This window comes from Microbacterium sp. KR10-403, assembly GCF_040196215.1.
Lineage (GTDB): Bacteria > Actinomycetota > Actinomycetes > Actinomycetales > Microbacteriaceae > Microbacterium.
In genome coordinates this window covers 339,821-361,573 of sequence record NZ_JBEGDC010000001.1, presented here as the reverse complement: position 1 = coordinate 361,573, position 21,753 = coordinate 339,821, and the positions used below count along the sequence as shown (strand labels likewise).

The 21,753-nt window shown below is 61.3% G+C and carries 23 protein-coding genes and 1 pseudogene; 9 read left to right on the top strand and 15 right to left on the bottom strand.

Annotated features, from left to right (window positions below; all coding sequences use genetic code 11):
• Nucleotides 1-369 precede the first annotated feature (369 nt).
• Nucleotides 370-1,410 (bottom strand): LacI family DNA-binding transcriptional regulator, encoded by a 1,041-nt coding sequence (locus tag ABMQ42_RS01875; RefSeq protein WP_349720983.1) that lies wholly within the window; start codon nt 1,408-1,410, stop codon nt 370-372.
• A gap of 59 nt (nt 1,411-1,469) precedes the next feature.
• On the opposite strand from ABMQ42_RS01875, the gene ABMQ42_RS01870 reads away from it, so the two are divergent.
• On the top strand, nt 1,470-2,738 hold the full coding sequence (locus tag ABMQ42_RS01870; protein ID WP_349720981.1) for an MFS transporter: 1,269 nt from the start codon (nt 1,470-1,472) through the stop codon (nt 2,736-2,738).
• Between the two features lie 199 nt (nt 2,739-2,937).
• Here the strand turns inward: ABMQ42_RS01870 and ABMQ42_RS01865 are convergent, their stop codons facing one another.
• Complete coding sequence (locus ABMQ42_RS01865; RefSeq protein WP_349720980.1) at nt 2,938-4,332, bottom strand: MFS transporter; 1,395 nt, start codon at nt 4,330-4,332, stop codon at nt 2,938-2,940.
• An 83-nt stretch (nt 4,333-4,415) separates the two neighbouring features.
• Here ABMQ42_RS01865 and ABMQ42_RS01860 point away from each other — a divergent pair.
• Nucleotides 4,416-4,565, top strand: a pseudogene (locus tag ABMQ42_RS01860) (endonuclease NucS); the annotation flags it as partial.
• A gap of 203 nt (nt 4,566-4,768) precedes the next feature.
• A complete protein-coding gene (nucS, locus tag ABMQ42_RS01855) occupies nt 4,769-5,458 on the top strand; it encodes an endonuclease NucS (RefSeq protein WP_349720979.1) in 690 nt (229 codons plus the stop codon).
• A 23-nt stretch (nt 5,459-5,481) separates the two neighbouring features.
• Here nucS and ABMQ42_RS01850 read toward each other — a convergent pair whose 3' ends face one another.
• Nucleotides 5,482-7,689 (bottom strand): AAA family ATPase, encoded by a 2,208-nt coding sequence (locus tag ABMQ42_RS01850; protein WP_349720978.1) that lies wholly within the window; start codon nt 7,687-7,689, stop codon nt 5,482-5,484.
• Nucleotides 7,690-7,813: 124 nt separating this feature from the next.
• On the opposite strand from ABMQ42_RS01850, the gene ABMQ42_RS01845 reads away from it, so the two are divergent.
• Both ABMQ42_RS01845 and ABMQ42_RS01840 read left to right on the top strand, forming a co-directional pair.
• Nucleotides 7,814-8,839 carry an adenine-specific methyltransferase EcoRI family protein gene (locus ABMQ42_RS01845; protein ID WP_349720977.1) on the top strand — a complete coding sequence of 342 codons (1,026 nt, stop codon included), beginning with the start codon at nt 7,814-7,816 and terminating at the stop codon, nt 8,837-8,839.
• A 2-nt stretch (nt 8,840-8,841) separates the two neighbouring features.
• A complete protein-coding gene (locus tag ABMQ42_RS01840) occupies nt 8,842-9,942 on the top strand; it encodes an HNH endonuclease family protein (protein WP_349720976.1) in 1,101 nt (366 codons plus the stop codon).
• A gap of 76 nt (nt 9,943-10,018) precedes the next feature.
• Here ABMQ42_RS01840 and ABMQ42_RS01835 read toward each other — a convergent pair whose 3' ends face one another.
• The gene (locus tag ABMQ42_RS01835; RefSeq protein WP_349720975.1) at nt 10,019-10,345 is read right to left on the bottom strand and encodes a hypothetical protein; all 327 of its coding nucleotides are present in this window, start codon (nt 10,343-10,345) and stop codon (nt 10,019-10,021) included.
• A 328-nt stretch (nt 10,346-10,673) separates the two neighbouring features.
• Nucleotides 10,674-11,102, bottom strand: a complete 429-nt coding sequence (locus ABMQ42_RS01830; protein ID WP_349720974.1) for a hypothetical protein — start codon at nt 11,100-11,102, stop codon at nt 10,674-10,676.
• A gap of 365 nt (nt 11,103-11,467) precedes the next feature.
• On the opposite strand from ABMQ42_RS01830, the gene ABMQ42_RS01825 reads away from it, so the two are divergent.
• The 3 genes from ABMQ42_RS01825 to ABMQ42_RS01815 all read left to right on the top strand — a co-directional run bounded on the left by ABMQ42_RS01825 (nt 11,468) and on the right by ABMQ42_RS01815 (nt 12,939).
• Nucleotides 11,468-11,854 (top strand): Lsr2 dimerization domain-containing protein, encoded by a 387-nt coding sequence (locus ABMQ42_RS01825; protein ID WP_349720973.1) that lies wholly within the window; start codon nt 11,468-11,470, stop codon nt 11,852-11,854.
• Nucleotides 11,855-12,141: 287 nt separating this feature from the next.
• Entirely contained in the window at nt 12,142-12,624 is a 483-nt protein-coding gene (locus ABMQ42_RS01820; RefSeq protein ID WP_349720972.1) for a hypothetical protein, read from the top strand.
• 33 nt (nt 12,625-12,657) lie between these two features.
• Nucleotides 12,658-12,939, top strand: a complete 282-nt coding sequence (locus ABMQ42_RS01815; RefSeq protein ID WP_349720971.1) for a hypothetical protein — start codon at nt 12,658-12,660, stop codon at nt 12,937-12,939.
• Nucleotides 12,940-12,941: 2 nt separating this feature from the next.
• Here ABMQ42_RS01815 and ABMQ42_RS01810 read toward each other — a convergent pair whose 3' ends face one another.
• The 3 genes from ABMQ42_RS01810 to ABMQ42_RS01800 form a co-directional block, all read right to left on the bottom strand.
• Nucleotides 12,942-13,742, bottom strand: coding sequence for a hypothetical protein (locus ABMQ42_RS01810; protein WP_349720970.1), 801 nt, complete (start codon nt 13,740-13,742; stop codon nt 12,942-12,944).
• A gap of 56 nt (nt 13,743-13,798) precedes the next feature.
• On the bottom strand, nt 13,799-13,996 hold the full coding sequence (locus ABMQ42_RS01805) for a DUF4314 domain-containing protein (protein ID WP_349720969.1): 198 nt from the start codon (nt 13,994-13,996) through the stop codon (nt 13,799-13,801).
• Nucleotides 13,997-14,081: 85 nt separating this feature from the next.
• Nucleotides 14,082-14,336, bottom strand: a complete 255-nt coding sequence (locus ABMQ42_RS01800) for a hypothetical protein (RefSeq protein ID WP_349720968.1) — start codon at nt 14,334-14,336, stop codon at nt 14,082-14,084.
• Nucleotides 14,337-14,485: 149 nt separating this feature from the next.
• On the opposite strand from ABMQ42_RS01800, the gene ABMQ42_RS01795 reads away from it, so the two are divergent.
• Nucleotides 14,486-14,779 (top strand): hypothetical protein, encoded by a 294-nt coding sequence (locus tag ABMQ42_RS01795; protein ID WP_349720967.1) that lies wholly within the window; start codon nt 14,486-14,488, stop codon nt 14,777-14,779.
• Between the two features lie 170 nt (nt 14,780-14,949).
• Here ABMQ42_RS01795 and ABMQ42_RS01790 read toward each other — a convergent pair whose 3' ends face one another.
• The 7 genes from ABMQ42_RS01790 to ABMQ42_RS01760 all read right to left on the bottom strand — a co-directional run bounded on the left by ABMQ42_RS01790 (nt 14,950) and on the right by ABMQ42_RS01760 (nt 21,727).
• Nucleotides 14,950-15,384, bottom strand: a complete 435-nt coding sequence (locus tag ABMQ42_RS01790) for a hypothetical protein (RefSeq protein WP_349720966.1) — start codon at nt 15,382-15,384, stop codon at nt 14,950-14,952.
• Nucleotides 15,384-16,043 (bottom strand): hypothetical protein, encoded by a 660-nt coding sequence (locus ABMQ42_RS01785; RefSeq protein ID WP_349720965.1) that lies wholly within the window; start codon nt 16,041-16,043, stop codon nt 15,384-15,386. Before ABMQ42_RS01785 ends, ABMQ42_RS01790 begins: the two co-directional genes overlap by 1 nt.
• A 61-nt stretch (nt 16,044-16,104) precedes the next feature.
• The gene (locus ABMQ42_RS01780; RefSeq protein WP_349720964.1) at nt 16,105-17,232 is read right to left on the bottom strand and encodes a S24/S26 family peptidase; all 1,128 of its coding nucleotides are present in this window, start codon (nt 17,230-17,232) and stop codon (nt 16,105-16,107) included.
• A 106-nt stretch (nt 17,233-17,338) separates the two neighbouring features.
• Nucleotides 17,339-18,046, bottom strand: coding sequence for a hypothetical protein (locus tag ABMQ42_RS01775; RefSeq protein WP_349720963.1), 708 nt, complete (start codon nt 18,044-18,046; stop codon nt 17,339-17,341).
• A gap of 101 nt (nt 18,047-18,147) precedes the next feature.
• Complete coding sequence (locus ABMQ42_RS01770) at nt 18,148-19,971, bottom strand: hypothetical protein (protein WP_349720962.1); 1,824 nt, start codon at nt 19,969-19,971, stop codon at nt 18,148-18,150.
• A 275-nt stretch (nt 19,972-20,246) separates the two neighbouring features.
• Entirely contained in the window at nt 20,247-20,984 is a 738-nt protein-coding gene (locus tag ABMQ42_RS01765) for a hypothetical protein (RefSeq protein ID WP_349720961.1), read from the bottom strand.
• A 17-nt stretch (nt 20,985-21,001) separates the two neighbouring features.
• On the bottom strand, nt 21,002-21,727 hold the full coding sequence (locus ABMQ42_RS01760; RefSeq protein WP_349720960.1) for a hypothetical protein: 726 nt from the start codon (nt 21,725-21,727) through the stop codon (nt 21,002-21,004).
• Between the last annotated feature and the right edge of the window lie 26 nt (nt 21,728-21,753).

Here is a 21,753-nt window from a genome sequence, read left to right as displayed (position 1 = left end):
GGGAGCGTCCTTCGAGGCCATCCACGTCGACGAGGGCAAGGGCGGGCGTTGCCCGCCCGCGGCAGCTTCCGAAAGGGACCTGACGCGCCGGCAGGAAGACGCTTCGCTACCGTCCAGATCCATACACTTCCGCGCACAACCAAGCCGATTGTTACCGATGTCCTGACACATGAAGTGTCACCGAAGTCCTGACACAGTTCCGTCACCGAAGTCCTGAGACATCACACATCGAACCGGCGGCGGAATGGTGTGCACGGGACGGGTTCATGTGAGTTTGCCGGGGCGGACGCGGACGGCGGGGCGGGATGCCGCGGAATGCCGCGGGCGCCGGGCGGGATGCCGCGAGCGGACGGGACGGGATGCCGCGGCTCAGCCCGCGGGCGGGGCCGCCGTGTTGCCGGCACGGAAGGTGCAGGTGAAGCGGAAGGATGCGGCATCCCGCCCCTGCAGCATCGCGGTCACGGCTTGCCCGGCCGCACGCCCCTTGTCGGCCGCCGGCTGCACCATCGTCGTGAGCTGATACGGCGCCAGCCCGTCGACGCTGACTCCGTCGAACCCGGTGACGGTGACATCGTGCGGGACGCGCAGCCCCGCCTCCTCGGCGGCGCGGATCACACCGGCGGCGAGCATGTCGCTCTGCGCGATCACGGCGGTGGGCCGGCGCGCGGGGTCGGCGAACAGCGTGCGGCCGGCGATGAGCCCCTCGTCGATCGAGCTGCCGGCGGCGGCGAGCGCACCCGCATCGGGGAAGATGTCGCGGAATCCCGCCAGGCGATCACGCGTGACGTCGACCGTGAAGACCTGGTCGGCGGGGATCCACTCGCGCCGCCGCGTCGCATCGGCAGACAGGGTCACCGCAGCGACACGTTCGTGCCCGAGCGTGCGCACGTGCTGCGCCATCTCGCGTTGCGCGTCGCGATTGTCGAGGTCGATCTGCGGCACGCCGGCCCCGGCGTCGCCCTCGATCACCACGACCGGGATGCCGCGCGAGCGCAGCACCGCGAGCGAGTCGCGCATCTGCGCGTTGCAGCCGACGAGCACCGCGGCATCCAGCGGGGCGGTCGTCAGCGTGGGCTCGCGGTCGTCGTCATCGCGCAGCAGCAGGAGCGCCGCGCCCAGATCGGCGACGCCGTCGGCGATGCCATCCATCATGATGCGGGTCACAGGGTCCAGGAAGACCGTGCGCAGCTGCCCCTGGAACACCACGCCGACGATGCCGCTGCGCCCGCGCCGCAGCGAGGCTGCGCGCGGGTCGGGACCGGTGTAGCCCAGCTCGGCCGCGGCGGCCAGAACGCGGTCGCGGGTGGCGTCCGACACCGGGGTCTTGCCGCTGAAGACCACCGACGCGGTCGACGCCGCGACGCCGGCCGCCCGGGCGACATCGGCGATGGTGGCTCTGCGCTCGCTCACGCCTCGATGCTACCTGTCCCGTCGATGCGCGTTTCGAATCGATTCGATATGCTGTCGGGATGGATCCCGTCCTCACCCGCACCCAGGTCACCCGGTGGCGCAACGCCGTCTTCGCGATCTTCCTCGCGAGCGGCCTGAGCATCGCCACCTGGTCGGCGCGGGTTCCGGCGATCCGAGACACCCTCGGCATCAGCCGCACCGACGTCGGTCTCATGCTGTTCATCGGCGGCATCGCCTCGATCATCGGCCTGTCGGTCAGCTCGGTCATCCTGGCCCGCTTCGGCGCGCGTCGCTCGATGCTCGCACTCATGGTGATCTTCGCCGCGGGGATCGCGGTGATCGGCCTGGGCACCGACGTGTTCGGTTCATGGCCGCTGGTCACTGCCGGGCTCGTGCTGTGGGGCTTCGGAAACGGATGCCTCGACGTCACCATGAACGTCGAGGCGGCGGCGATCGAAAAGCAGATCGGCAAGACGATCATGCCGCTGTTCCACGCGTTCTTCAGCTTCGGCACCGTCATCGGCGCGGGGCTGGGAGCCGTCGCGATCACGCTCGGCCTCGTGCCCGGCATCCACCTGCCGATCATGGCCGTGCTCATCGTCGTCGTCGGCGCGATCAGCATCGCGTTTGTGCCGAACCGTGAGACGGCGATGGATGCCACACCCGCCGAAGAACGGGAGGGCTGGCGCGAGCGGCTGCACGTCGCGCTGTCGGCCTGGCGCGAGCCGCGCACGTACGCACTGGGTCTGATCATGCTCGGCATGGCGTTCGCCGAGGGGGGCGCGAACGACTGGCTCGCACTGGGCGTGGTCGACGGGCACGCCGCCCCCGAGACGATGGGTGCCGCTGCTCTGGCGACGTTCTCGGTGTGCATGACGCTGGCGCGCATCTTCGGCGGACCGCTGGTCGACCGGTTCGGACGCGTGGCCACCCTGCGCGTGCTGTCGGTGCTGGCCGGGGCCGGGCTGCTGCTGTTCATCCTCGCGCCGAACCTGCCGCTCGTCTTCGTGGGCGCGGCCCTCTGGGGTCTCGGCGCGTCACTGGGCTTCCCGCTCGGGATGTCGGCGGCCGCCGACGACCCCGCCAAGGCCGCGGCCCGCGTGAGCGCCGCCTCGACGATCGGCTACGTGGCGTTCCTCGCCGGACCGCCCGCGCTCGGCTTCATCAGCGACCACATCGGGCTGCTCAACACGCTGTACATCATCCTGGGTCTGATCGTGCTGTCGGGCTTCGCCTCGGGCGCGGCCCGCCCCATCGCGGGCTCGACGGTCGGTGCGGGCAAGCCCGTGCCGGCCGGCGCCGAACCGACCCACGCCGAGCGCGACTGAGGCCGCCGGGCGCCGCGCGACGCCACCTACCGCCGTTCAGAACTCCGCAATTCCGGCGCCCTCGAGGCCAAAAACAGCCCGATCCGCGCGCCCCACACGCAGATCGACGGAGTTCTGAACAGGGATGCCACGACAAAAGGTCCTGGCCGGCCGGAGCACCTGCAAGCGCGATGCCAGCCGGGCCAGACCCGCCACCCGGTCAGCCCTGCGCCTCCGCGCGCCGCAGCGCGCCGGCCTGAAACAGCGCCACGGTCAGATGCACCACGCCGGTGGCGACCGCGGCGATGACGACGGCACCCCAGGCGGCGGCATCCACCCCGCTCGCCAAGAGGCGCCCGAGCACCACGGTCGCGACGATGGCGCCGAGGTAGCGGGTCGACTGCAGCAGGCCGGATGCCACACCCACCGCATCGGGCGGGGCTGCGCGCCGCACGGCCTCGGTCATCACGAGCGATCCCATGCAATAGGGGATGCCCATGACCGCCGCCATGAGCAGCATCCACACCGGGTTCGTCGTGACGACGCCGATGCCCAGCATCCCCGCCGAGATCAGCAGCACGACCGCCATGGTCAGCAGCACCGGCACGAGCCCGCGCCGGTCGATGGCGCGGGCGACGACCGGCGCGATGGCGATCGTCATGCCCGACAGCGGCAGCATCAGCAGGCCGACGATCGCGGTCGAGTACCCGGCGTGCGCCTCGAGGAACTGCGGCAGCCCGAAGAACGCCAGGTAATACAGTGCGCTGAACACCGTGAAGCCGAGGTACGAGAGGGTGAGGGCGCGGTTGGCGGCGAGCATCCGCACGTCGATGAACGGCGCGCGGGCGCGCAGCTCGCGCCACACGAACAGTCCCAGCGCCACGATGCCGACGCCCACCAGCAGCCAGGTCGCGTCACCACCCGCGTCGAGCAGCACGACCAGCAGCGCCACCGCCGCGATCGCGAACGAGATGACGCCGGCCGGGTCGAGCACGCGCACGATGGCCCGCCCGGTCACGGCTTCGCGCGGGTTGTCGCGCGGCGCGAGGATCCACACGCTGACCAGCCCCGCGGTGCCCAGCGGCACATTCACCAGGAAGATCGCCGGCCACCCCGCCACCGCGATCAGCAGACCTCCGACGACCGGGCCGAGGGCGGCGGCGGTCGTGTTCGCGATCTGGATGCGCGCGAGCAGCCGCGGCGGACTCATCCCGCCCGCGCGGGCGAGCGGACCGACCAGCGCCACCGCTGCGGGAAAGGCCACCGACGTGCCCAGCGCCATGATGCCCCGCGAGACGAGCACGAGGGCGAAGCCGCCCAGCGGCGCTATGACACCGGCGACGATCACGACGGCCATGCCCGCCACGAACACGCGGCGCGCGCCGAGTGCGTCGATGACCCGACCCATCAGCGGTTGTCCCACCGTCGAGGCGATGTAGAAGAGGGTGATCACCCACGTCACCTGCGCGGTCGTCAGGGCGAAGTCGTGCTGCAGCGACAGCAGCGCGACCGCGATCATCGACGAGTTCAGCGGGTTCAGGGTCGTGCCCAGGCAGAGAGCGGCGACCGTGAGGCCGACGCGCCGGCGCGCGGCATCCACTCCCTCTGAACTCACCCCTCGATCCTCGCACCGGCGCGGGGCTCGGTCGCACCGGGCGGCGCACCGCGGCATCCCTCCGCCGCAGGTAGGCTCTTCGGGTGCGTCTCGTCATCGCCCGCTGCGCCGTCGACTATCACGGCCGGCTCAATGCCCATCTCGACCCGGCCCTGCGCCTGCTCGTGCACAAGGGCGACGGCAGTCTGCTCATCCACTCCGACGGGGGCTCGTACAAGCCGCTGAACTGGATGTGTAGTGCTTAGCGTAATAAGTCGCGAGGATCGCGGTCAGCCCGCGTCATTCCGCGTGCTGGCGCGGCGCTGGCTGACGGTCTGACGCCCTCAGCGCTGAACTCGCGCATCGATACGTCCTTCACCGGAAGCTCGCACACGCCGTCGCTGGCCACCTGCTCCGTACGTTCCATGCCCCACCCCTCGCCGTTAGGCTGGTTTGAATGAGACTCGTGATCGCTCGCTGTTCGGTGGACTACGCCGGACGACTCTCTGCGCACTTGCCGCTTGCCACCCGTCTCCTCATGCTCAAAGCCGATGGAACGGTTCTCGTCCACTCGGACACCAAGCACTCATCGCTGAATTGGATGAGCCCTCCTTGCGCGCTGACCTCTCTGGAGCCAGACGAAGAGCAGCAGGAAGCTGGCATTCAAGAGCTGTGGCAGGTCACCCACGCTAAGACCGACGACCGGCTCATGGTCTCGATCTATGAGGTACTCCATGACACCTCCCATGAGCTCGGAGTGGATCCTGGGCTAGTGAAGGACGGCGTGGAGGCTCACCTTCAGGAACTGCTTGCAGAGCAGATCGAGCTTCTTGGTGAGGGCTATTCGCTGGTGCGCCGCGAGTACATGACCGCGATTGGGCCGGTGGACATTCTCGCTCGCGACGAGAACGGAGCATCGGTGGCCGTGGAGCTGAAGCGCCGTGGCGACATTGACGGTGTTGAACAGCTCACTCGCTACCTCGACCTCATGAATCGGAACCCCGCGCTTGCTCCGGTTCAAGGCGTCCTCGCCGCGCAGGAGATTAAGCCGCAGGCTCGGACGCTTGCGGAGGATCGCGGTATTCGTTGCGTGGTTCTCGACTACGACGCGATGCGTGGCATGGAACGGCTGAACACCCTCTTCTGAGCTGGGGCTGCGCTACCAGACCTCTACGCGATGCTCGCTTCTGGCTCGACCGACAACGCCTTCACGCGCTTGTACAGGTCCCGCAGAGAAGCGTCCGACATATCGAGGATGGGCTCGTACATGAAGGAGTTGATGTGGATGTTCTCAGGCGTCATCAGCAGAACGGTGTCGAGCGTTTCGTGCGAGGCGGTGTCTCCGACTCCTCGCCTCTTCAGCTCCTTATAGAGTTTCGGAGTCTGATGCGAAGTGATCGCGTCGGTGAACGTTGAGTCCCCTATGGCACTCACCATGTAGGACTCGGCCAGTAGGCGGATCGCGATGGACAAGACGATCTTGTTCGCGAAGTTGACCCCTTCGTCCGCGTCGATGGCCGCATCAGCTTCACTGAAGATCAGATCGAGAACGCTACCGGTTGAGTCATCCCACGCCGATCCGGTCGTCCCACCAACGGTGGCGGTGAAAATAGCGTCCAAGTCGCCGTGCGTGATTGCTCGCGACTCCTTCTTCCAATGAATGAGCGAGGTCAGCGTCTGGTAACCAGGGTCGGAGGTGTCCTTGGTGTACTCGACAAGGTTGCGAACGAACGGGATAGCCGCGATCCGCTTCATCCCATCGCTGAAGATGTGTTTCCGGAAGTCCCTCGTGAACGGATTCGTGATGGTGCTCCCGTCCATGGGGCTGAGGCTGACTCGTTCCTTACTCTTCTCAGCCATGAAGCAGCAACCGTGGCCCACGACCTGACGACCAAAGATCGTGCGCAGAAAATCGAAGTTGTGAGTCAGGATGATGAGCCGAAACTCCTCGTGTTCCCGTATCTCTTTCAAGTACTGGATGATGGCGTACTTGTTCTTGTAATCGAACGAATCGGCGATGTCATCAATGACGAAGAGAGTCTTCTTGCCTGAGCCTCTCCGCGCCTCCACTTCGAACAGCACGTTGAGGATGTAGAGAGCCTTCTTCTCCCCGGTGCTGAGAACCTTAAGGAGGTGCTCCCGGTCCACCTGGTTCGATTCGCCGCCCTCCTTGAACTCGAAGTCGAGCGTCAGGAACTCATCTTGAGCGACCACCACCTTCTCTCGGTTGCGAGGTACGAGCGTGAACGGAACGTGAAAACGGGAGTTGAAGAGGTCGATGACTCCCTCCCACTTCGTCTTCTCCGCAGCCGCCTGCTGCTTAATCTCTTTCTCGCGCTGCTCGGAACCCTTGTAACCCTCGACTGCTTGCAGGAAGAGGTCTTCATTGACCTTGAGATATGACTTCCAGACCTCCTGATGGAACTGATCCAAGTTCGCAAGGCGCGGGAGCAACTCCTGATGCTCAGAAATGTACGCAAAGAAGTCCCGCGTCGCCTGATTGCTGGTGATCGCCTTCTCTAGCGCCGTCAGCTTCTTACTCAACGCTGGATCTTCTGTGATGCGCTGCTTCTCTTCGGTGATGAGCTCTTCGAGCTCTTCCTTGCTCGTCACCTGTCGCGGTGTGCTGTCGCCCGACAGTAGTAGAGAGTGGTTGGCTTCGAAGAAGCCCTGGCTGGCCAGACTCTTGTTGACTGTCTCGGCGTTGTAGTAGGTGAACGACTCACGACTGAAGAAAGTGGAGTCATCGAGCAGCTCATTCAGACGCACCACGTACTCTGCGAGAACGGCTTGGAGCGCTGGGTTGCGTATAACCTTGTCCACGCTTGAGTTGAACAGAAGATCGTGCGGCACCTCAGCGAACGGCGCATCCTCAAGCTGGCTGACCTCGTATTCGAGTCGCACAAGCGCGCCGAAGAAGTTCGCGTCCTGTTGAGTGACGATCTGGGAGATTAGCGAGGCCACGTCTACTCTGGTGCGAGCCGTCGTCTTCAGCGCCTTGACCAGACCCTGTTCCAGCCCGATGAGCCGCTTTTGGATCTTCTCAAACTCGGTTCGTAGCTCCGCGTTGACTAAGAGCGTGGATGCAAACTCGCTTGAGGCGTACTCCTCGTCGTAAGCGAGGAACACAGCAACGTCGTCTTGGGCTGGCTCGTTGCCGTCCTGATCGAGAATCGAGCGGCTACTCGTGCGGTCGGGAAAGACGTGGTCCCTGGACTCTTCGCCCTTGGCGAAGTCCGAGAGCGTTCGCGCAAACGACGACTTCATCGTCCCGTTCGGCGCGTAGATCGCAAGCGCGTTTCCCCGCTCGAACGAGAAGGTGTGACTCAGCTCCCGCACGCCATGGCAGTTGGTGAGCTCGACTCTAAGTGTCTCCATGACTCAAACCATAGTGGTGCGGTGGGACATGGCCCGGCGCGATGCGGTGCTCCCTGCGCTGCTGACGCCAACTGCTTTGTGTCACACGTCCAGCGAGTCCGTGGCGCCCGATAGGGTCAGACTCATGGCGAAAAACAGCAACCTCGTAGCGGCACGTGCCGCTAAGTCTGACGAGTTCTACACTCAGCTCTCGGACATTGAGCGAGAGATGCGCCACTACCGGAAGCACTTCGAGGGTAAGACCGTCTACCTCAACTGTGACGACCCTCGTGTCTCAAACTTCTTCCACTACTTCAGCTACAACTTCGAAGCAATCGGGCTCAAGAAGCTCATCGCTGCTTGCTACAAGAGTCAGGAAGTTGACCTCTTCAGCACTGAGGACAGCGAGCAGGCGGTCTGGCTGGAGTATGAGGGGGACAAGAACGGCAGCGGCGTCCCTGAGCTCGAAGAGATTGGAGTGAACCACTTCAAGGGGAACGGCGACTTCCGGAGCGCAGAGAGCATCGAGCTTCTCAAGCAGGCCGACATTGTGGTGACGAACCCTCCGTTCTCCCTCTTCCGTGAGTATGTCGCACAGCTCATGGAGTACGAGAAGAAGTTCATCATCATCGGGCCTACCGGTGCTGTCACCTACAAAGAGCTCTTCCCGCTGTTCCGTGAGAACAAGATCTGGCTCGGGAACGGCTTCCAGGCTGGCAACGCCTACTTCGCCACCACTCACGAGAGCGGCGAGTACGCGAAGGGGGTCTACGACGACCAGACGGGGCTTGTGAAGTTTCGCAACGTGAGCTGGTTCACGAACCTCGACATTGCGAAGCGTCACGAAGAGCTGATCCTCTGGAAGCCCTACGATCCTGAGGTTCACAGGCATTACGACAACTACGACGCTATCGAGATTGCCCGTCTCAAAGACATTCCGGTGGATTGGGATGGAGCCATGGGGGTGCCGATCACGTTCATGGATAGCTACAACCCTGACCAGTTCGAGATTCTTGGTATCACCGACCGCGACAACAACTCTGGCCTGAAGACGAAGACCTACTCGCGAGCGGAGGTCCCCAACGCTGGTGACCTGAACCGTCGAGGCGCGTTGCTGGTCGATGGCAAGCTCAAGTCCACCTTCGCGCGACTCCTCATCAGAAAGAAGTAACCGTGAAGATCACTCCCTTACAGCTGACGGTAGCTGACCTGGCGGACAGCTTCGAGGACAGCGCAGAGCTTGGTGCGCGTGCCTACGGGGGCAAGCTCGACATTAGGCCGCCGTATCAGCGCGAGTTCGTCTACACCGGTAAGCAGCGTCAGGCTGTGATCGAGACCGCGTCGAAGGACTTCCCGCTCAATGTCATGTACTGGGCGGTGAACGGCGAAGACGACTTCGAGGTGATCGACGGGCAGCAGCGCACCATATCTCTCTGTCAGTACCTCACTGGTGAGTTCTCTCTGGCACTCTTCGGTAAGCCTGAGCAACGCTACTTCCACAACCTTCAGCAGGATGAGAAGGAGCGACTGCGCAACTATAAGGTGACGGTCTACCTCTGCGAGGGGACACCCAGTGAGAAGCTCGACTGGTTCAAGGTCATCAACACCGCAGGGGAGAAGCTCACGGATCAAGAGCTCCTCAACGCGATCTACTCGGGACCTTGGGTCTCTGACGCCAAGCGCTACTTCAGTAAGACTGGTTGCCCTGCCTATCAGCTCGGTTCCGACTACGTGACTGGTTCTCCGATCCGCCAGGACTACCTGGAGAAGGTGATTCAGTGGATCAATGACGGTGACGTGGAAGGGTACATGGGCCTCCACCAGGAGGATGCGAACGCCGCCCCGCTCTGGCAGTACTTCCAGGCAGTGATCGCGTGGGTCAAGGCTGTGTTCCCGAACTACCGCAGCACCATGAAGTCGGTGAAGTGGGGACTGCTCTATAACCAGTTCAAAGATGCGCCTCTAAACTCGGTAGACCTAGAAGCCAGCGTGAGCACGCTCATGAAGGACGACGAGGTTCAGAAGAAGCCGGGGATATACGCCTACCTGCTCACCGGCGACGAGCGGTTCCTCGGGCTGCGCGTCTTCACTGAGAACCAGAAGCGTGCGCAGTTTGAGAAACAGAACGGCGTGTGTCCTGTCTGCGAGAAGACCTTCACCTACGAGGAGATGGCTGGCGACCACATCGTGGCCTGGAGTAAGGGCGGCAAGACGGTACCTGAGAACCTCCAGATGCTGTGCTCCTTCGACAACAACAGCAAGGGCAACAAGTAGCGCTGCTGACGCCAACTGCTTCGTGTCGCACATAGAAGAAGCCTCCTGACACAGGATCAGGAGGCTTCTGTCTGGTTCAGCCCTTGGTGTCGATGTAGGAGTTCACGGACGCGAGTGCATCTTCGAGGTTCACGGTGTAGTCGGAGAGCGCGTCCCACTCGTTGCCGAGGATGATGCGCACCCAGCTTCCGTCGCTGGTCTTCAGGAAAGCTTCATCGAGGTTGAACACGAGCTCCATTGTTTCCTGGAGCGAGGTTACCTTGGTGTTCTCTTCGCCGTCCCAAACGGAGGTGACCGGCTTACCTGCTTCCTTCAGCGCCTTGAAGACCTTCCGAACGATGGTGGCTTCCGCGGGGTGCGACTTGATGCTGCTGGCGATGAATGTGGCGAAGTCCGTAGTCATTTCAGTTTCCTTAGATCCGGTGGTGAGAGCGGCGATGGCACAATCATCACGGGAAGCTAGTAGAAGTCAAATACCAGGTCAGACTCGTTTTCTGAAGCTTGAGCGGAAAACGAAAAGAGGCCACTAGCTATCAAGCTAGTGGCCTCTGATCTTGGCCCTTTGTCGGTGGTTTCGGACACCTATCTCAGTACGGTTGAACACTTCAGTTCAGAGTCCCTCTGCGTTGACTACTAGAACAGGCGCGGGTGACGTCCCGCTGCTCCGTAGAGCGTTGGTTGGTTGGTTGTATTGCTATGTGGCCAGGCGCCACAGGTTGCCGCGTCTGGTGTCAAGCTGCGAGGTTGTAGTGGTCAATTGTGAGGAGGTTGTACGCAAACAAAGCGACCATGTCGGTCAAATCGCAGAGGTTCATGAGCGCCTCCATCGGGAAGTCCGCGCATCGTTCCAGCCGAGCTTTGGTCAGCGGAATTTCTGCGAACGGCACGCGAATCAATGAGTCGTTGCCCTCCAAATCCCGCAGCTCCACGAGCAGTGCTTCCTCCAGCAGCTCCATGGCGTTGACCCTGACCATCGTGGTTCGATGACGCTTGATCACCTGATACGCGATGTGGGTCACCTCCGTCATCGTGGGCAACAGCGCATCCCGCTCGCTCTCGTCATCGGTCAGCAGGGCCGCGACGTTCGTGGCTGCGAAGCTCACCACCCACAGCAATGTGCGCCGCTTGTTGTTGTTGTTGGTCTTGTTCTTGCTGCTCATAGTTCTTCCTTTGTTTTGGTTGATGTGATGTTGTTGGCGAAACTCTGGCTGAGTTCTCGTTAAACTTCTTAGGCATGATTGCACTAGGTTTTTCTGTCTACACTGTTAGATTTTCAAGGATCAGTGCCCATAGCTCCGCTCGGCGCGGTTCAAACTTTCTGAACCCTTCCGGCTCCCTTCCGACAAGAACTAAGTTACTCCGATCAAACTAACTTCGCAAGCTCGTTTCCAAAACTAGTTTGGTTCAGAAGCGATACTCCCAGATCAGAGCACAAATAAAAGTTTGTGCAGATCTTTGCGAACTTTGTTTCCCGGGCGTGTCGAACTACCGCCCAAACTGTTTGAAACAGTGATACGGTGTGTTTATGGCCTTCGAACGCACGATGATTGACGACCTGGACGGCACCGCGGTCGCCCCTGGTGAGGGAGACACCGTGGAGTTCGTCTTCCGTGGGCAGGCCTACGCCCTTGAACTCTCCAGCCGGAATGAGGAGAAGCTCGCGCAGGCTCTTGCCCCGTTCATCGCGGTGGCGCGCAAGACTGATGTGGTGCCGACTCCCGTCAAGGGACCGGCAGTGTCTTACAGCACTCTGGCCACTAACGAACTGAAGACCATGGTGGCGGACCGCCCCTACGAACTGCGGGACGCGCGGCGTTGGCTCGCGGCAAACGGGCACGACGTTTCGAAGCGTGGGCCGATCCAGGAGCACTTCCTGAAGATCTTTGAGGAAGCCAACGGCTTCAGCAGCTGACGCTCTCTGCTCTGAGAGTCACCAGGCGAACGATCACCCGTCTTGCCGCTGGAACTCGCTCAGACTCGCAGCTATCGCCGCTCCTGGCCACACTGCGCACATCGCCAGAGGTAGTCTCCAGACTCCTCTACTGCTTCCATGGAGTGAAGACAGTTCTGACAGTTCGGCACGCTGAGCGCTTCATCGCGCAGACGGCGAAGCTCTCGTTGCCGCTCCAGGTCGTCCATGGTGAAGAGCATACTTGCGTGCGTTATTATCGCCGAAGAGTCACTCACTAAGGAGCCACCATGCCCGTGTTCAAGGAAGCCATCGAGAACGCTCCGAAACATCTCTACAAGACCACTGCTACGGACGCTGCGGCCGAGGAGAAGGCGAAGCAGACTCCAGGTTGGGCCACTCTGGACACGGACACTCAGCAGAAGATCGTTGCGAACCTTTCCTCCCCGAAGAACAAAACCTCAGCATCGGACGAGTTGGTTCAGGAGATGACTGGCCTCCTTCGAGACTTCGATGCTTGGCGGAACAACACTTTCGACGCGCGCAAGCTCGTCGTGGTTGAGCTCCTCGCCCAAGCGGACTCCAAGGAGCGGGTGAGTGAGATTCAGGCGCTCGTGAGCCCAACCTCCTACCGCGCGCTCGGAAAATGGGTGGAGAGTGTCCCCGAGGTTACGGTGCCGGACGCAATCATGAAGCTTCTCGCCGAGGAGGCGAAAGAAGCAACTGCTCGCACCGCTCAAACTAAGGCCGCTGCGAGCGCCGCGCACACCTGAAGAGAAGTCTCGCGTAGCCAACCCTGGCGTCACTTGACGGAAGAGATAAAGACTCTCACCCGGGAGTATGGTGATCCCTACTCACTCGGCGACGACGACGAGTTAGACCGACTCCATGAGGACCGATGGGGGCTTTATCTGGAGCGGGTGCCGGACGTCTACGAGGTACCGGAAGATGCTCCTCAGGAGTACCACGATGAGGCTGAGTACGACCGCTTCCTCTATGAGGCCATGGTGGCTCGTGCGTCCCGTGAGCGAGAACGAATCCGGTACCTACCTGAGCCCAAGCGCTCCTCAAAGTCTTCTCGGCGCTGAGCTCAGGCCGTGGTGACCACGGTGGGGTTCTCCTTACTCCATGCCTGGAAGTAGCTCATGGCTTCCTCCACCGTGTCGAAGTTGCTCTTCTCGAAGAGGATGAGCCGACGAGTGGACTCCACCCGTGCCCCGAGAATGTAGACGCCTTCGCGAAGCTGAACGGAGCCGCGGATCGTGCCCTCGCTGTCTCGAAGCTTCTTGAGCGGTGCTTCCCCTGGCTCACGGTGCCAGTTTTCGTCCATGGTGAGCTGCGGTTCAGGTCGAAGCACGCTGCTCGCAGGAACACCGTCGAAGTAGATCGGCTCGAAGCGGTCACCATCGCCTACGGAGGGACCGTAGAGATGGCCAGCTCGTGCGCTCTCGATCTTCATGAGTCGCGCGCTGTCCCCGTCCTTCACAGCCACCACGAGTCCGCGACGCAGCTTCGCCGGTGTCGTGGCCGTCACCTCCGCAACGCGCTCGTCGTAGCGTTCCTGAAACTCTTGACTCTCCCGTGCCTCCGCTTCCTGGGCTCGCGCCACCTCGGAGAGGAGGAGCTCAGCTGGAACGCCGTGAAGACCAGCCACAGCTATCACGCGCTCCTCACTAATCGGACGATTCTCGTAGAGGCCGTAGTCGTTCACGAGCTGCTGCGCGTTCGCCACATCCCACTCGCTGTAGGGGGAAGACGCTTCTCCCGCCATGGAATGTGCCACCGCCTCTTCCAGAGAGGCGAAGTGGTTCGCCTCTCCGAGCGGGCACGCGCGCACTGTGGCTCCGCAAGGTTCGGTCTTACCAGCTTTGGTGACGTGGAACTTGGCCATGATCCTTCTCCTTCGTCAGTGTCTCTTCTGACGCCGACTGCCTACGGAATATCGGGTCAGATCGCTTCGAAGCTGTCTTCCCCAGGGATGAGCCCCAGCGACGAACCGTTCTCCCAGTCGATGAAGAACGTTCCGAGGGAGTCGATGAAGGCGACGGTGCCTTCTTCTCCGGGCTGAAGGCGCGTGTGCGGGTCGGAGGTCTGGATCAGTCGCACACGGGAGCCGACAGCGATGGAGGGAACGGTGGTGGCCATGGGGTTCTGCTTTCTGGAATGAGGAAAGGGATGAGAGAAGAAGAGCCCCTACTGGAGGTGAATCAGCAGGGGCTCTTGGGGGGAGTCAGAACGTCTGCTCCGAGAACTCACGGAGAACGGTGAAGGCTGCGGTCGCCTTCGCGCGTGCCTCACTCTTGCTGTTGGAGAGGAAGGGAGCACGACGATTGGCGTCTCGCACAGCTTCGTTCAGGCGGTACCGAATCACGCTGAGGACTCGGCTCACTTCCTTCGAGTCGAGCTCGAAGCGCTCCTCCTTGGAAGCGGCGGTCTCCTCCTTGGGAGCAGCGGTGGTCTCGATGTTCTTCGTCGGGGTTGCCATGATGGCACCTTTCTTTCAGTGAGGCGGTGGAGCTTTGAGCCTCTGTGGATGTGGCGTTGGATCGATCATGACGGGAAGCTAGCAAAAGTCAAATATCTCTTCTGACCAGCTATTTCCCTTCGAAACGAGCTCAGGATATTGTCATCGCCATGGACGCCTACTGGAAGAAATATGACCGAACTCTCAAGCGCATCGAGAGCGAAAAGCCACAGACCTTCGATGGGTTGAAAGCGATCCTGGATGAGTTCGAGCCGCCCTCCTCAGGAGATGCTTTCTTCCCTGGCGGTGCCGATGAGACACTCGGTGAATCCCTCAGGGCTGCTGGCTGGCACATCGAGTACCGCGAAGGTGACTACCTCTGGTTGGGAACCTCCAAAACAGGAGAAGTGATCAGCCACGTGGAGGGAGACCTCTACCGCGGGAACGCCTTCTTGGCGCGGTAGCTGACAGTCTCTGCTTCTCAGGACGGAGGGCGCACGATCACTCGTCCTGCCTGAGAAACTCGCTCAGACTCGCAGCTATGACCTCCTAGGGCAAAGCAAAGCTCCCTGTGTTGGACGGTCCAACACAGGGAGCTTCATTCATGAAAGGGCTGAAAGGAATATCAGAAACGTCAGTCAATCTCTTCCTCGGGCTCTTGCTCCTGGAGTTGCTCGAAGTGCTTCCATCGCTCCAGCTCTTGCTCTTCGCTGAGCTTGTCCAGCCTTCGCAAAGACCTCAGGATGTACGTGAACCGCTTACCGTCAAGCTGTTTCAGGAACTCGTCTTCCTCGAGGAGCGCGAGGGTGATCGCTGGGCTCGCCTCCACCAGAGTCATGATGGAGAGCACCAAAGCTGTTCGGAGCGCCTCGGCGTTCCTCCAGAAGTCCTCCAGCACATTGGAGAGGTCCAGCTCCGGGTGAACAAGCGGAAGGCGTCCACTAGAGCGGTAGGCCCAATAGTCAGCCTTTCGATACTCCTTCGCTGCCGCCATGGCCACCTTGTGTGCTCGACGCTGCTGCTTCTCTTTGGCTTGGCGTGCCAGATACTCAGTGAGCTCCTTCTCCATCAGTAGCCACCCTTCTCAGCCGCCTTCTTCTCCCGAGCGCGCTGGATCAGGAAGCTGCGGGGGTCAGCGTCCTCGGTGATCTGCTCACGGAACCCAGCCATCACGGGTACGAGCTCCTTCGGGTACTGGTGACCGGAGACGACGAGCATGAGAGCAATCCCCTCCTCCGTGTGGATGTGATGCTTTACGCCTTCACCGAAAGCGAGAAGTTTGGAGCGGAACTCCGCGCCGCTCTTCTTGTCCCAGTTCTTCAAGGCGCTGGCCACCTCAGCATCCAGCCGTGCGAGCTCCTCATCCACGCGAAGAAGTTCACGGCGGTCAAGCTGCGGGAGGTCGTTGTCACGGGCGATGCGCTTCTCAAGTTCCTTGCGGTCCTTCAGCTTCAGGAGTTTCCCGTCCATGCCATAGACGCGCTTCAGCTTTCCGGTGTCCGCGGTGAAGGTGTCGTCGCCGTTGGGAATGATCTTCGTTTCGCGGTAGCCATCCTCCACAGCACGGCGGATCACACCACCACCGGCCTCCGCGACCCCGTGAAACCCAATGGTGTGGCGAAGCGGCACACCTTCTAGTTCGATGGGGCAATCGGTGACGCCTTGACCGACGCGCACCGTGGCCTGGCATCGCTGCCAAAAGCCGTCTCCTGTCTTATGAAACTTCATCATCTTCTCCTTCTGCTGACGCCAACTGTCTTATACCGAATATCGGAACGAACTGTTCAGCTCAGTCGTCAATCGCACTCAGATCGAAGGCGCTCTCCGTCACTCTCTGTACTGGAGCCGCCTTGGTGCGTGTTCGTGCCTGAGGTGCAGAAGACTCGCTCAGAAGCGCCGGTAGCGCCTCTGGCGCGGTGGTCTCCTTGAGCTTGAGGAACGGGTTGCTGGCGAGAAGCAGAGGCTTCGAAACGGTGACCGCCTCTTCCGTTGTGGGCTCCTCGTCGTAGAGGTTCTCCGGGTCAATGGATGCGAGCGCGCTGAAGAATGCTTCCTGCTTCTCCACGGCGCTGGCCACCTCCGCCTCCTTTTCCGCCTTGGCCGCTTCGTGCTCATGCTTGAGCTCTTCCACAACTGGCTCAATCTCTTCGAGTGACTCATCGTGGGTGCTGATGGTCTCCTCGTGGGCCGCTACAGCCAGCTTCAGAGTTTCGAGTGCGAGTTCGTCCTTCATCTCCGCGCGGTTGCGCAGGAATGTGATGAAGTCGGGGATAAGCCACCAGAAGAAGATCACCGCTCCGAGAAGCGCGAGGAAGCCCCAGGGCGCGCTGGCGAGCATGGAGAACGCAGCGCCCATGTTTCCGCCAGAGAGCGCCTTTCCGAAACTGTCCATCCACACGGTGTCCAGGGAGAACGCGGTGAGGTAGGTGGCCATGGGCTGATGGAAGTAGGTGACCGGCAAGCCCCAGAAGTCGTCCCCTGTTGGCTTGAAGAGGTCCGCCGACTCGTTGGCGTCACCCTTGGTGGTGTACGTCCCGTCCTCGTTCACGCTGACAATGCGGTGGAGGAAGCGACCAGCGGGGTTCTCCACACCGACCACCTGGCCCACGGTGAGCTGCTGCCCGAGGTAGTCCTGAGTCACCACTACATCGCCCACCTCCACGGTGCCGCTCATGGAGCCGGTGAGCACGGTGGAGAAGTTGTAGCCCAAGAAGGTGGAAAGCACGAAGGGGATGGCTGCGAACACAGCGACGATCACGGTGGCGATCTGTGCCACGAGAAGTGCGAACCCTCCTGCGCGGAATGCTGAACGCTTCCAAAAGATCCTTCGCTTGAAGGACTTCAGCTCCGCGCTATCGCCCTCCTCCCTGGTGGTGGTGAACCCTTCGGTGCTCTGTTCCGCTTCTGTGTCGATCATGGCTGGCTCCTTGTTAGTCGTATTCCTCTCTAAACAGAGCGTTCAGAAACTTCGGGCACGAAAAAGCCCCCGATGGGATAGGTGTCATCGGGGGCTTTTTGAGGGGTTATTCGGCGGTGCCGGTGATCCCTGTTTCGGCGTAGGTCTCAATGTCCGCAGCCGGGATGGCGTAGACCTGCTTGTTCTCCCTGTAATCGAAGACCAGCGTGCCGTTCGCCTTGGCCGCAGCGGCGAGGTCAGAGACGCCTTCGCTGTTGGAAGCCGAGAGCGTGAACTTCGTGCGGAAGGTGTTTGAGAACTCACCGAGGTCATCGGAGTCCCAGTCGGTAGCGTCCTTGGTTGGAGTGAACTTGATGACGACGTTCATCTCTGTTCCAGGGGTGATTACGTACCCCTCACCCACGCCCACGTAGCCGGTAGTGAGGAAGTCGCGAAGCGTGGTGTCGATCTGGCCATAGCTCTCGTTGAACTGGATGGTCACCTTTGTCTCATCGAGCATGGCGTCAGAGAACTCGAACTTGTCACCGTCGATCACCTTGAAGGCGACGGTCCCAGGAAGGTTTCCACCGTTCTTGAGGCGAAGCTCGAAGGTTTGCTCCTCGGCGTTCGGTGAGACGTTGGCGTTGATGAGTCCAGAGCCCTCCAGGAACTCAAGACCGAAGATAGCGTCACCGTGGATCTGGTGGCCTTCCTGCTCCACGGAGGCGTTCAGCCCCGCGAAGGTGCCACCAACGAGTGCGGTGGAGAGGATGGCCGCCATAGCGCCCACCACGATCACACGCTTTCTGTTCTTAGGAACGTTGTAAAATGTCATTTTGTTTCTCCTTGTTTGGGTTTCCCCTCTATGTGTTCCCGGTGGCAGAACCGCGATGGTTCGGGGACGTTTCAAATATCAGTGAGCGGTCTCTAGCCGGATCAGCTCTCTTCGCGATGAACAAGCAGCGGCACCGCGCGGTGCGTGTCCTCAGCGTTGTAGGCGGCCTTCACAGGAGCTGCCAGCTCAACGGGGAAGCCCGGAGTGAAGATCGGTCTGTAGTTGAGGGAAGTCTTCTGGCTTCCTGAGTAGGAGGCCGCTCCGGCGTAGAGCTGCCCGTTGATGGTGGACTTCCCACCGAAGGTGAGAACACAGGGGGTGTAGAGGGAACCGCTTATGCCGTCGCCCATGGTGAACTCGTACAAATTGGACGTCCCTTGCCCCACGCCACAGGTGGGTGCGCCATCCTTCACGGCGTCCGGTGTGAGGAAGTTGATCTGGTGCTCTTCGCCATCGGCGCTGTTCACGGTGAGTCTGTTGCTGTCCGTGAACCCATTGGAGATGAAAGCCACGTTGGTGCGCAGCGCGAAGGTCACCGCGAAGAAACGAGGAGAGCAGCCGCGCAGGTCGTAGAGGGTGGGGCTGGTTCGGGAGTTCACCTCCGCCACGAGTAGCGCGTTGTTCTGGAAGTCGCAGCTGGTGAGCGTCTTCAGCTCGTAGCCAGCGGAAACCCAATCGCTTTCCTTGTAGTCGTAGTCCCGCCAGGCGAAGAAGCCCTCATCGAACTGCTCTGGAAGCTCAAAGCTTGGGGGAAGGATCGAGGTCACCGAGCGGTTGTAACGGCTCGTGCCGGTCACCGAGGGACCAGCGCCCCAAGTGGAGACGGTTCCAGCGAGCGTGAGGTTCCCGCCGATGGTGACGTTCGGCGCGACGGAGTTGCTGCGCCCCGTAGCAGCCGCCGTGACGTTGCCGCCAACGGAGCTCACCTGGAGCTGCGAGAAGTACCCGTTCACGAAGAGATCGCCACCGATGGTGCTCCCGTAGACCTGTACTGCGCCGCCGTCGCTGGTGAGCACGCTCCCGTGGATGCGTGTGTCCACGTTCAAGCTGAGGGGACCACTGGCACTCACAGACCCGCCGATGATGGTGTTCCCGAGGGTTGTTCTGGTTCCGGTGGCGCTGCCGTTGATCTTCGCACCGCTGTTCACAGTGAGAGTTCCCCTGGTTCGCACGTCTCGACCGATGGTGGCGCCCGTGCTCATGGAGAAGTTTCCGAGACTGTAAACATCACCCGCCACCCCCACCGCGTTGTTGGAGATGGCGACGCTGCCGGAGGCGTAGAGAGAGCCACCAATAAAGCAGGCGTTGGAGAGCGTGACATTTCCCTGGAGAACGAAGACGTCCCCGTCGAAGGTGCTGGAGTTGTTACAGTTCAGGTTGCCCTCTGCCAGGAAGAGGTCACCGTCCGCTCCGAGCACCGCCAGAGCGGAGGTGCTGAAGGAGGTGCCGCCTCCGGAGACGACAGCCCCATCCCTACCTGAGAGGTCACGAGTCACCCAGAGATAGGAGTTCACCACCGTGAGGTGTGCGCCGTCGTCGGTGGAAGCTTCCACCACCAGATACTTATCCCCAGTCTGTGGACAGCCGGGCATCACTCCTGGAGCTGTCACCGAGGTGGGCTTCTCGTCGGAAGCGCTCCTGTAGATGTTGTAGCTGTACCCCACCTCTGTGCTTTCTCGGTGTCGCACGCAGCGGTTCATCACCGCGGACGCCAGCGCGGCGTCAAGACCAGAATCCACCTTCGAGACCGCCGCAGTGGTGCCTCGATCATTGGCAAGGGTGAGGGTGGAGCTGAGCACGGTTCCTGCGATGGTTGCGAGGAGGATGAAGATCACCAGTGAAACCATCACCACGCTCAGCAGCGCGACTCCTTCTTCTGTTTTGGTGCGGTAGGCCTGGATGCGGGTTTTCAGAAACTTTCTCATGGGGGTTCTCCTCGACGGACACAGTTATCTCTAACGCGCTGCGCAGAAAAGGCAGGAGCACCATGTAGGAGGTCATAGCTGCGTTTCTGCGGGAGTTGTAGCGGTGAGACGCATAATCACCAACCACCACAGAGCTGAGGCAGAGACTGTCAGCTACCGTTTCGGTTCTCAGTGGCGCTCCTGACGCCAACTGCTTCGTGCGTCACATAGCGCCGAGGCAAAGAAGAAGCCCCCGAACCGACTTAGGGAGTTCAGGGGCTTCTGGTCAGGGAATATCAGGAAAGGCCGACAACCGCCTCCAATGAAGAAGCGGGGATGATGTAGCCCGCGCCATCGGTGGAGTTCATGGTCCCATTAGGCCACGGAAGCTGAGGAGCATCAGCAGCAAGCTGCGTGATCTTCTCTCCGTTGGACTTCGCGTAGCTGAGGAGAGGGGAGTCACCCTTCACTACCTGGCTAATCGCCACGTCGTTGGAGAACTTCACGTCCAGCTTTGTGGTCCTCCAGGCTTCCCACTCCACGGGGTCTACGTTCATCGGTGTCTGAATCTCGTAGACCACAGTGGCCCAGCCGTTCTCAGCGATGGGGTTCGCTGAGACGAACGCGCTGGAGAGGAACTTCCCGAGGGTGCCTCGCCATGCCAGTCCGTTGTCGATCTTCAGCGAAACCACCGCGTCGTTCAGCACCGGGTGAGCTGCGAGAGTTTCCGCTCCCTCACTCAGTACCGGTCGGAACGCCGTGTGAGCCGGGAGCTGCCCGCTGTTGATGATGTTGGTCATCACCTGGTTTGATTCACCAGGACGGTAGTCGCTGGAAGGGCTCAGGTTCACCGCGGTGACCGGGCCAGAGCTCAGCCTGAAGTCCAGGCTCTTTGTGGCTACCGTGTGGGTGTTCGGATCCGTGATGGTCTGAACCAGGTTTGCGAAAGTTCCACCGAGGGCGAGGCCACCGGCGACGAGCACTGCGGTGAGACCGAAGGCAAGTCCTTTCTTCTTGGTGTTTGTGTTTGTCATGTCTGTTTCTCCTTGGTTCAGAAGCCAGCGGCTTCGAGTAGTCCGGTCGCGGGCAGAATGTAGCCGTCGCTGTTCATCCAGCCCTCAGGCCAGTAGGTTTCGTCGTTGATGATCTGCTCACCGTTCGCCTGAGCGAATACGTCGAGCGGGGAGTCATCACCAGGGCCGGTGGAGTGGCTGAAGATGTAGTCCACGTGGAAGTCGGCGGAGACTGTGTTCTTGATGGCCTCCTCCCACTTCTCACCATCCACGCCGACCGGCGTGGCGATGGAGAGCTCCGTCACGAGCTCCTTTCCGGCGTCCACGATGCTCGACTGCCCGTTGAACGGTACGAAAGCGTGATTCAGGAAGTCACCGAAAGTGCCCTTCCACTTGAACGCTGCTGACTCGCCCTTCTTTCCCACGGTGAGCTCCACGAGTGCGTCGGTGAGCACCGGGTGATCTTGTAGGAGTGCGGGGTTCTCCACGCGAGGAACCAGCGCCCACTGTGCGGGGAGCTCACCGGTGTTCTCGATGCTGAACTCGTTCTCGCCACCGTTTCCAGGGGTGAGGTTGTAGCTCAGGGTTTCACCGCTGGTGAGCCAGGTGAACTCGAACGTCTGGCTGTACATGCTGTGCGTGTTCGGGTCGTGAATCACTGTGGCGAGGTTGGCGAGAGTTGCTCCACCAACCAGTAGTCCGACGGTGACAACGCAGCCGCTGAGCGCGAGGGCAAGCCCTTTCTTCTTGTTGTTGTTTTTCATGGTTTGTCTCCTTGACGGTTAGTTGT

Coding starts and splice junctions, on each gene's coding strand:
- ABMQ42_RS01870 (WP_349720981.1), top strand. CDS start 1,470: ATGGATCCCGTCCTCACCCGCACCCAGGTCACCCGGTGGCGCAACGCC.
- nucS (WP_349720979.1), top strand. CDS start 4,769: ATGAGACTCGTGATCGCTCGCTGTTCGGTGGACTACGCCGGACGACTC.
- ABMQ42_RS01850 (WP_349720978.1), bottom strand. CDS start 7,689: ATGGAGACACTTAGAGTCGAGCTCACCAACTGCCATGGCGTGCGGGAG.
- ABMQ42_RS01845 (WP_349720977.1), top strand. CDS start 7,814: ATGGCGAAAAACAGCAACCTCGTAGCGGCACGTGCCGCTAAGTCTGAC.
- ABMQ42_RS01835 (WP_349720975.1), bottom strand. CDS start 10,345: ATGACTACGGACTTCGCCACATTCATCGCCAGCAGCATCAAGTCGCAC.
- ABMQ42_RS01830 (WP_349720974.1), bottom strand. CDS start 11,102: ATGAGCAGCAAGAACAAGACCAACAACAACAACAAGCGGCGCACATTG.
- ABMQ42_RS01825 (WP_349720973.1), top strand. CDS start 11,468: ATGGCCTTCGAACGCACGATGATTGACGACCTGGACGGCACCGCGGTC.
- ABMQ42_RS01820 (WP_349720972.1), top strand. CDS start 12,142: ATGCCCGTGTTCAAGGAAGCCATCGAGAACGCTCCGAAACATCTCTAC.
- ABMQ42_RS01810 (WP_349720970.1), bottom strand. CDS start 13,742: ATGGCCAAGTTCCACGTCACCAAAGCTGGTAAGACCGAACCTTGCGGA.
- ABMQ42_RS01805 (WP_349720969.1), bottom strand. CDS start 13,996: ATGGCCACCACCGTTCCCTCCATCGCTGTCGGCTCCCGTGTGCGACTG.
- ABMQ42_RS01800 (WP_349720968.1), bottom strand. CDS start 14,336: ATGGCAACCCCGACGAAGAACATCGAGACCACCGCTGCTCCCAAGGAG.
- ABMQ42_RS01795 (WP_349720967.1), top strand. CDS start 14,486: ATGGACGCCTACTGGAAGAAATATGACCGAACTCTCAAGCGCATCGAG.
- ABMQ42_RS01790 (WP_349720966.1), bottom strand. CDS start 15,384: ATGGAGAAGGAGCTCACTGAGTATCTGGCACGCCAAGCCAAAGAGAAG.
- ABMQ42_RS01785 (WP_349720965.1), bottom strand. CDS start 16,043: ATGAAGTTTCATAAGACAGGAGACGGCTTTTGGCAGCGATGCCAGGCC.
- ABMQ42_RS01780 (WP_349720964.1), bottom strand. CDS start 17,232: ATGATCGACACAGAAGCGGAACAGAGCACCGAAGGGTTCACCACCACC.
- ABMQ42_RS01775 (WP_349720963.1), bottom strand. CDS start 18,046: ATGACATTTTACAACGTTCCTAAGAACAGAAAGCGTGTGATCGTGGTG.
- ABMQ42_RS01770 (WP_349720962.1), bottom strand. CDS start 19,971: ATGAGAAAGTTTCTGAAAACCCGCATCCAGGCCTACCGCACCAAAACA.
- ABMQ42_RS01765 (WP_349720961.1), bottom strand. CDS start 20,984: ATGACAAACACAAACACCAAGAAGAAAGGACTTGCCTTCGGTCTCACC.
- ABMQ42_RS01760 (WP_349720960.1), bottom strand. CDS start 21,727: ATGAAAAACAACAACAAGAAGAAAGGGCTTGCCCTCGCGCTCAGCGGC.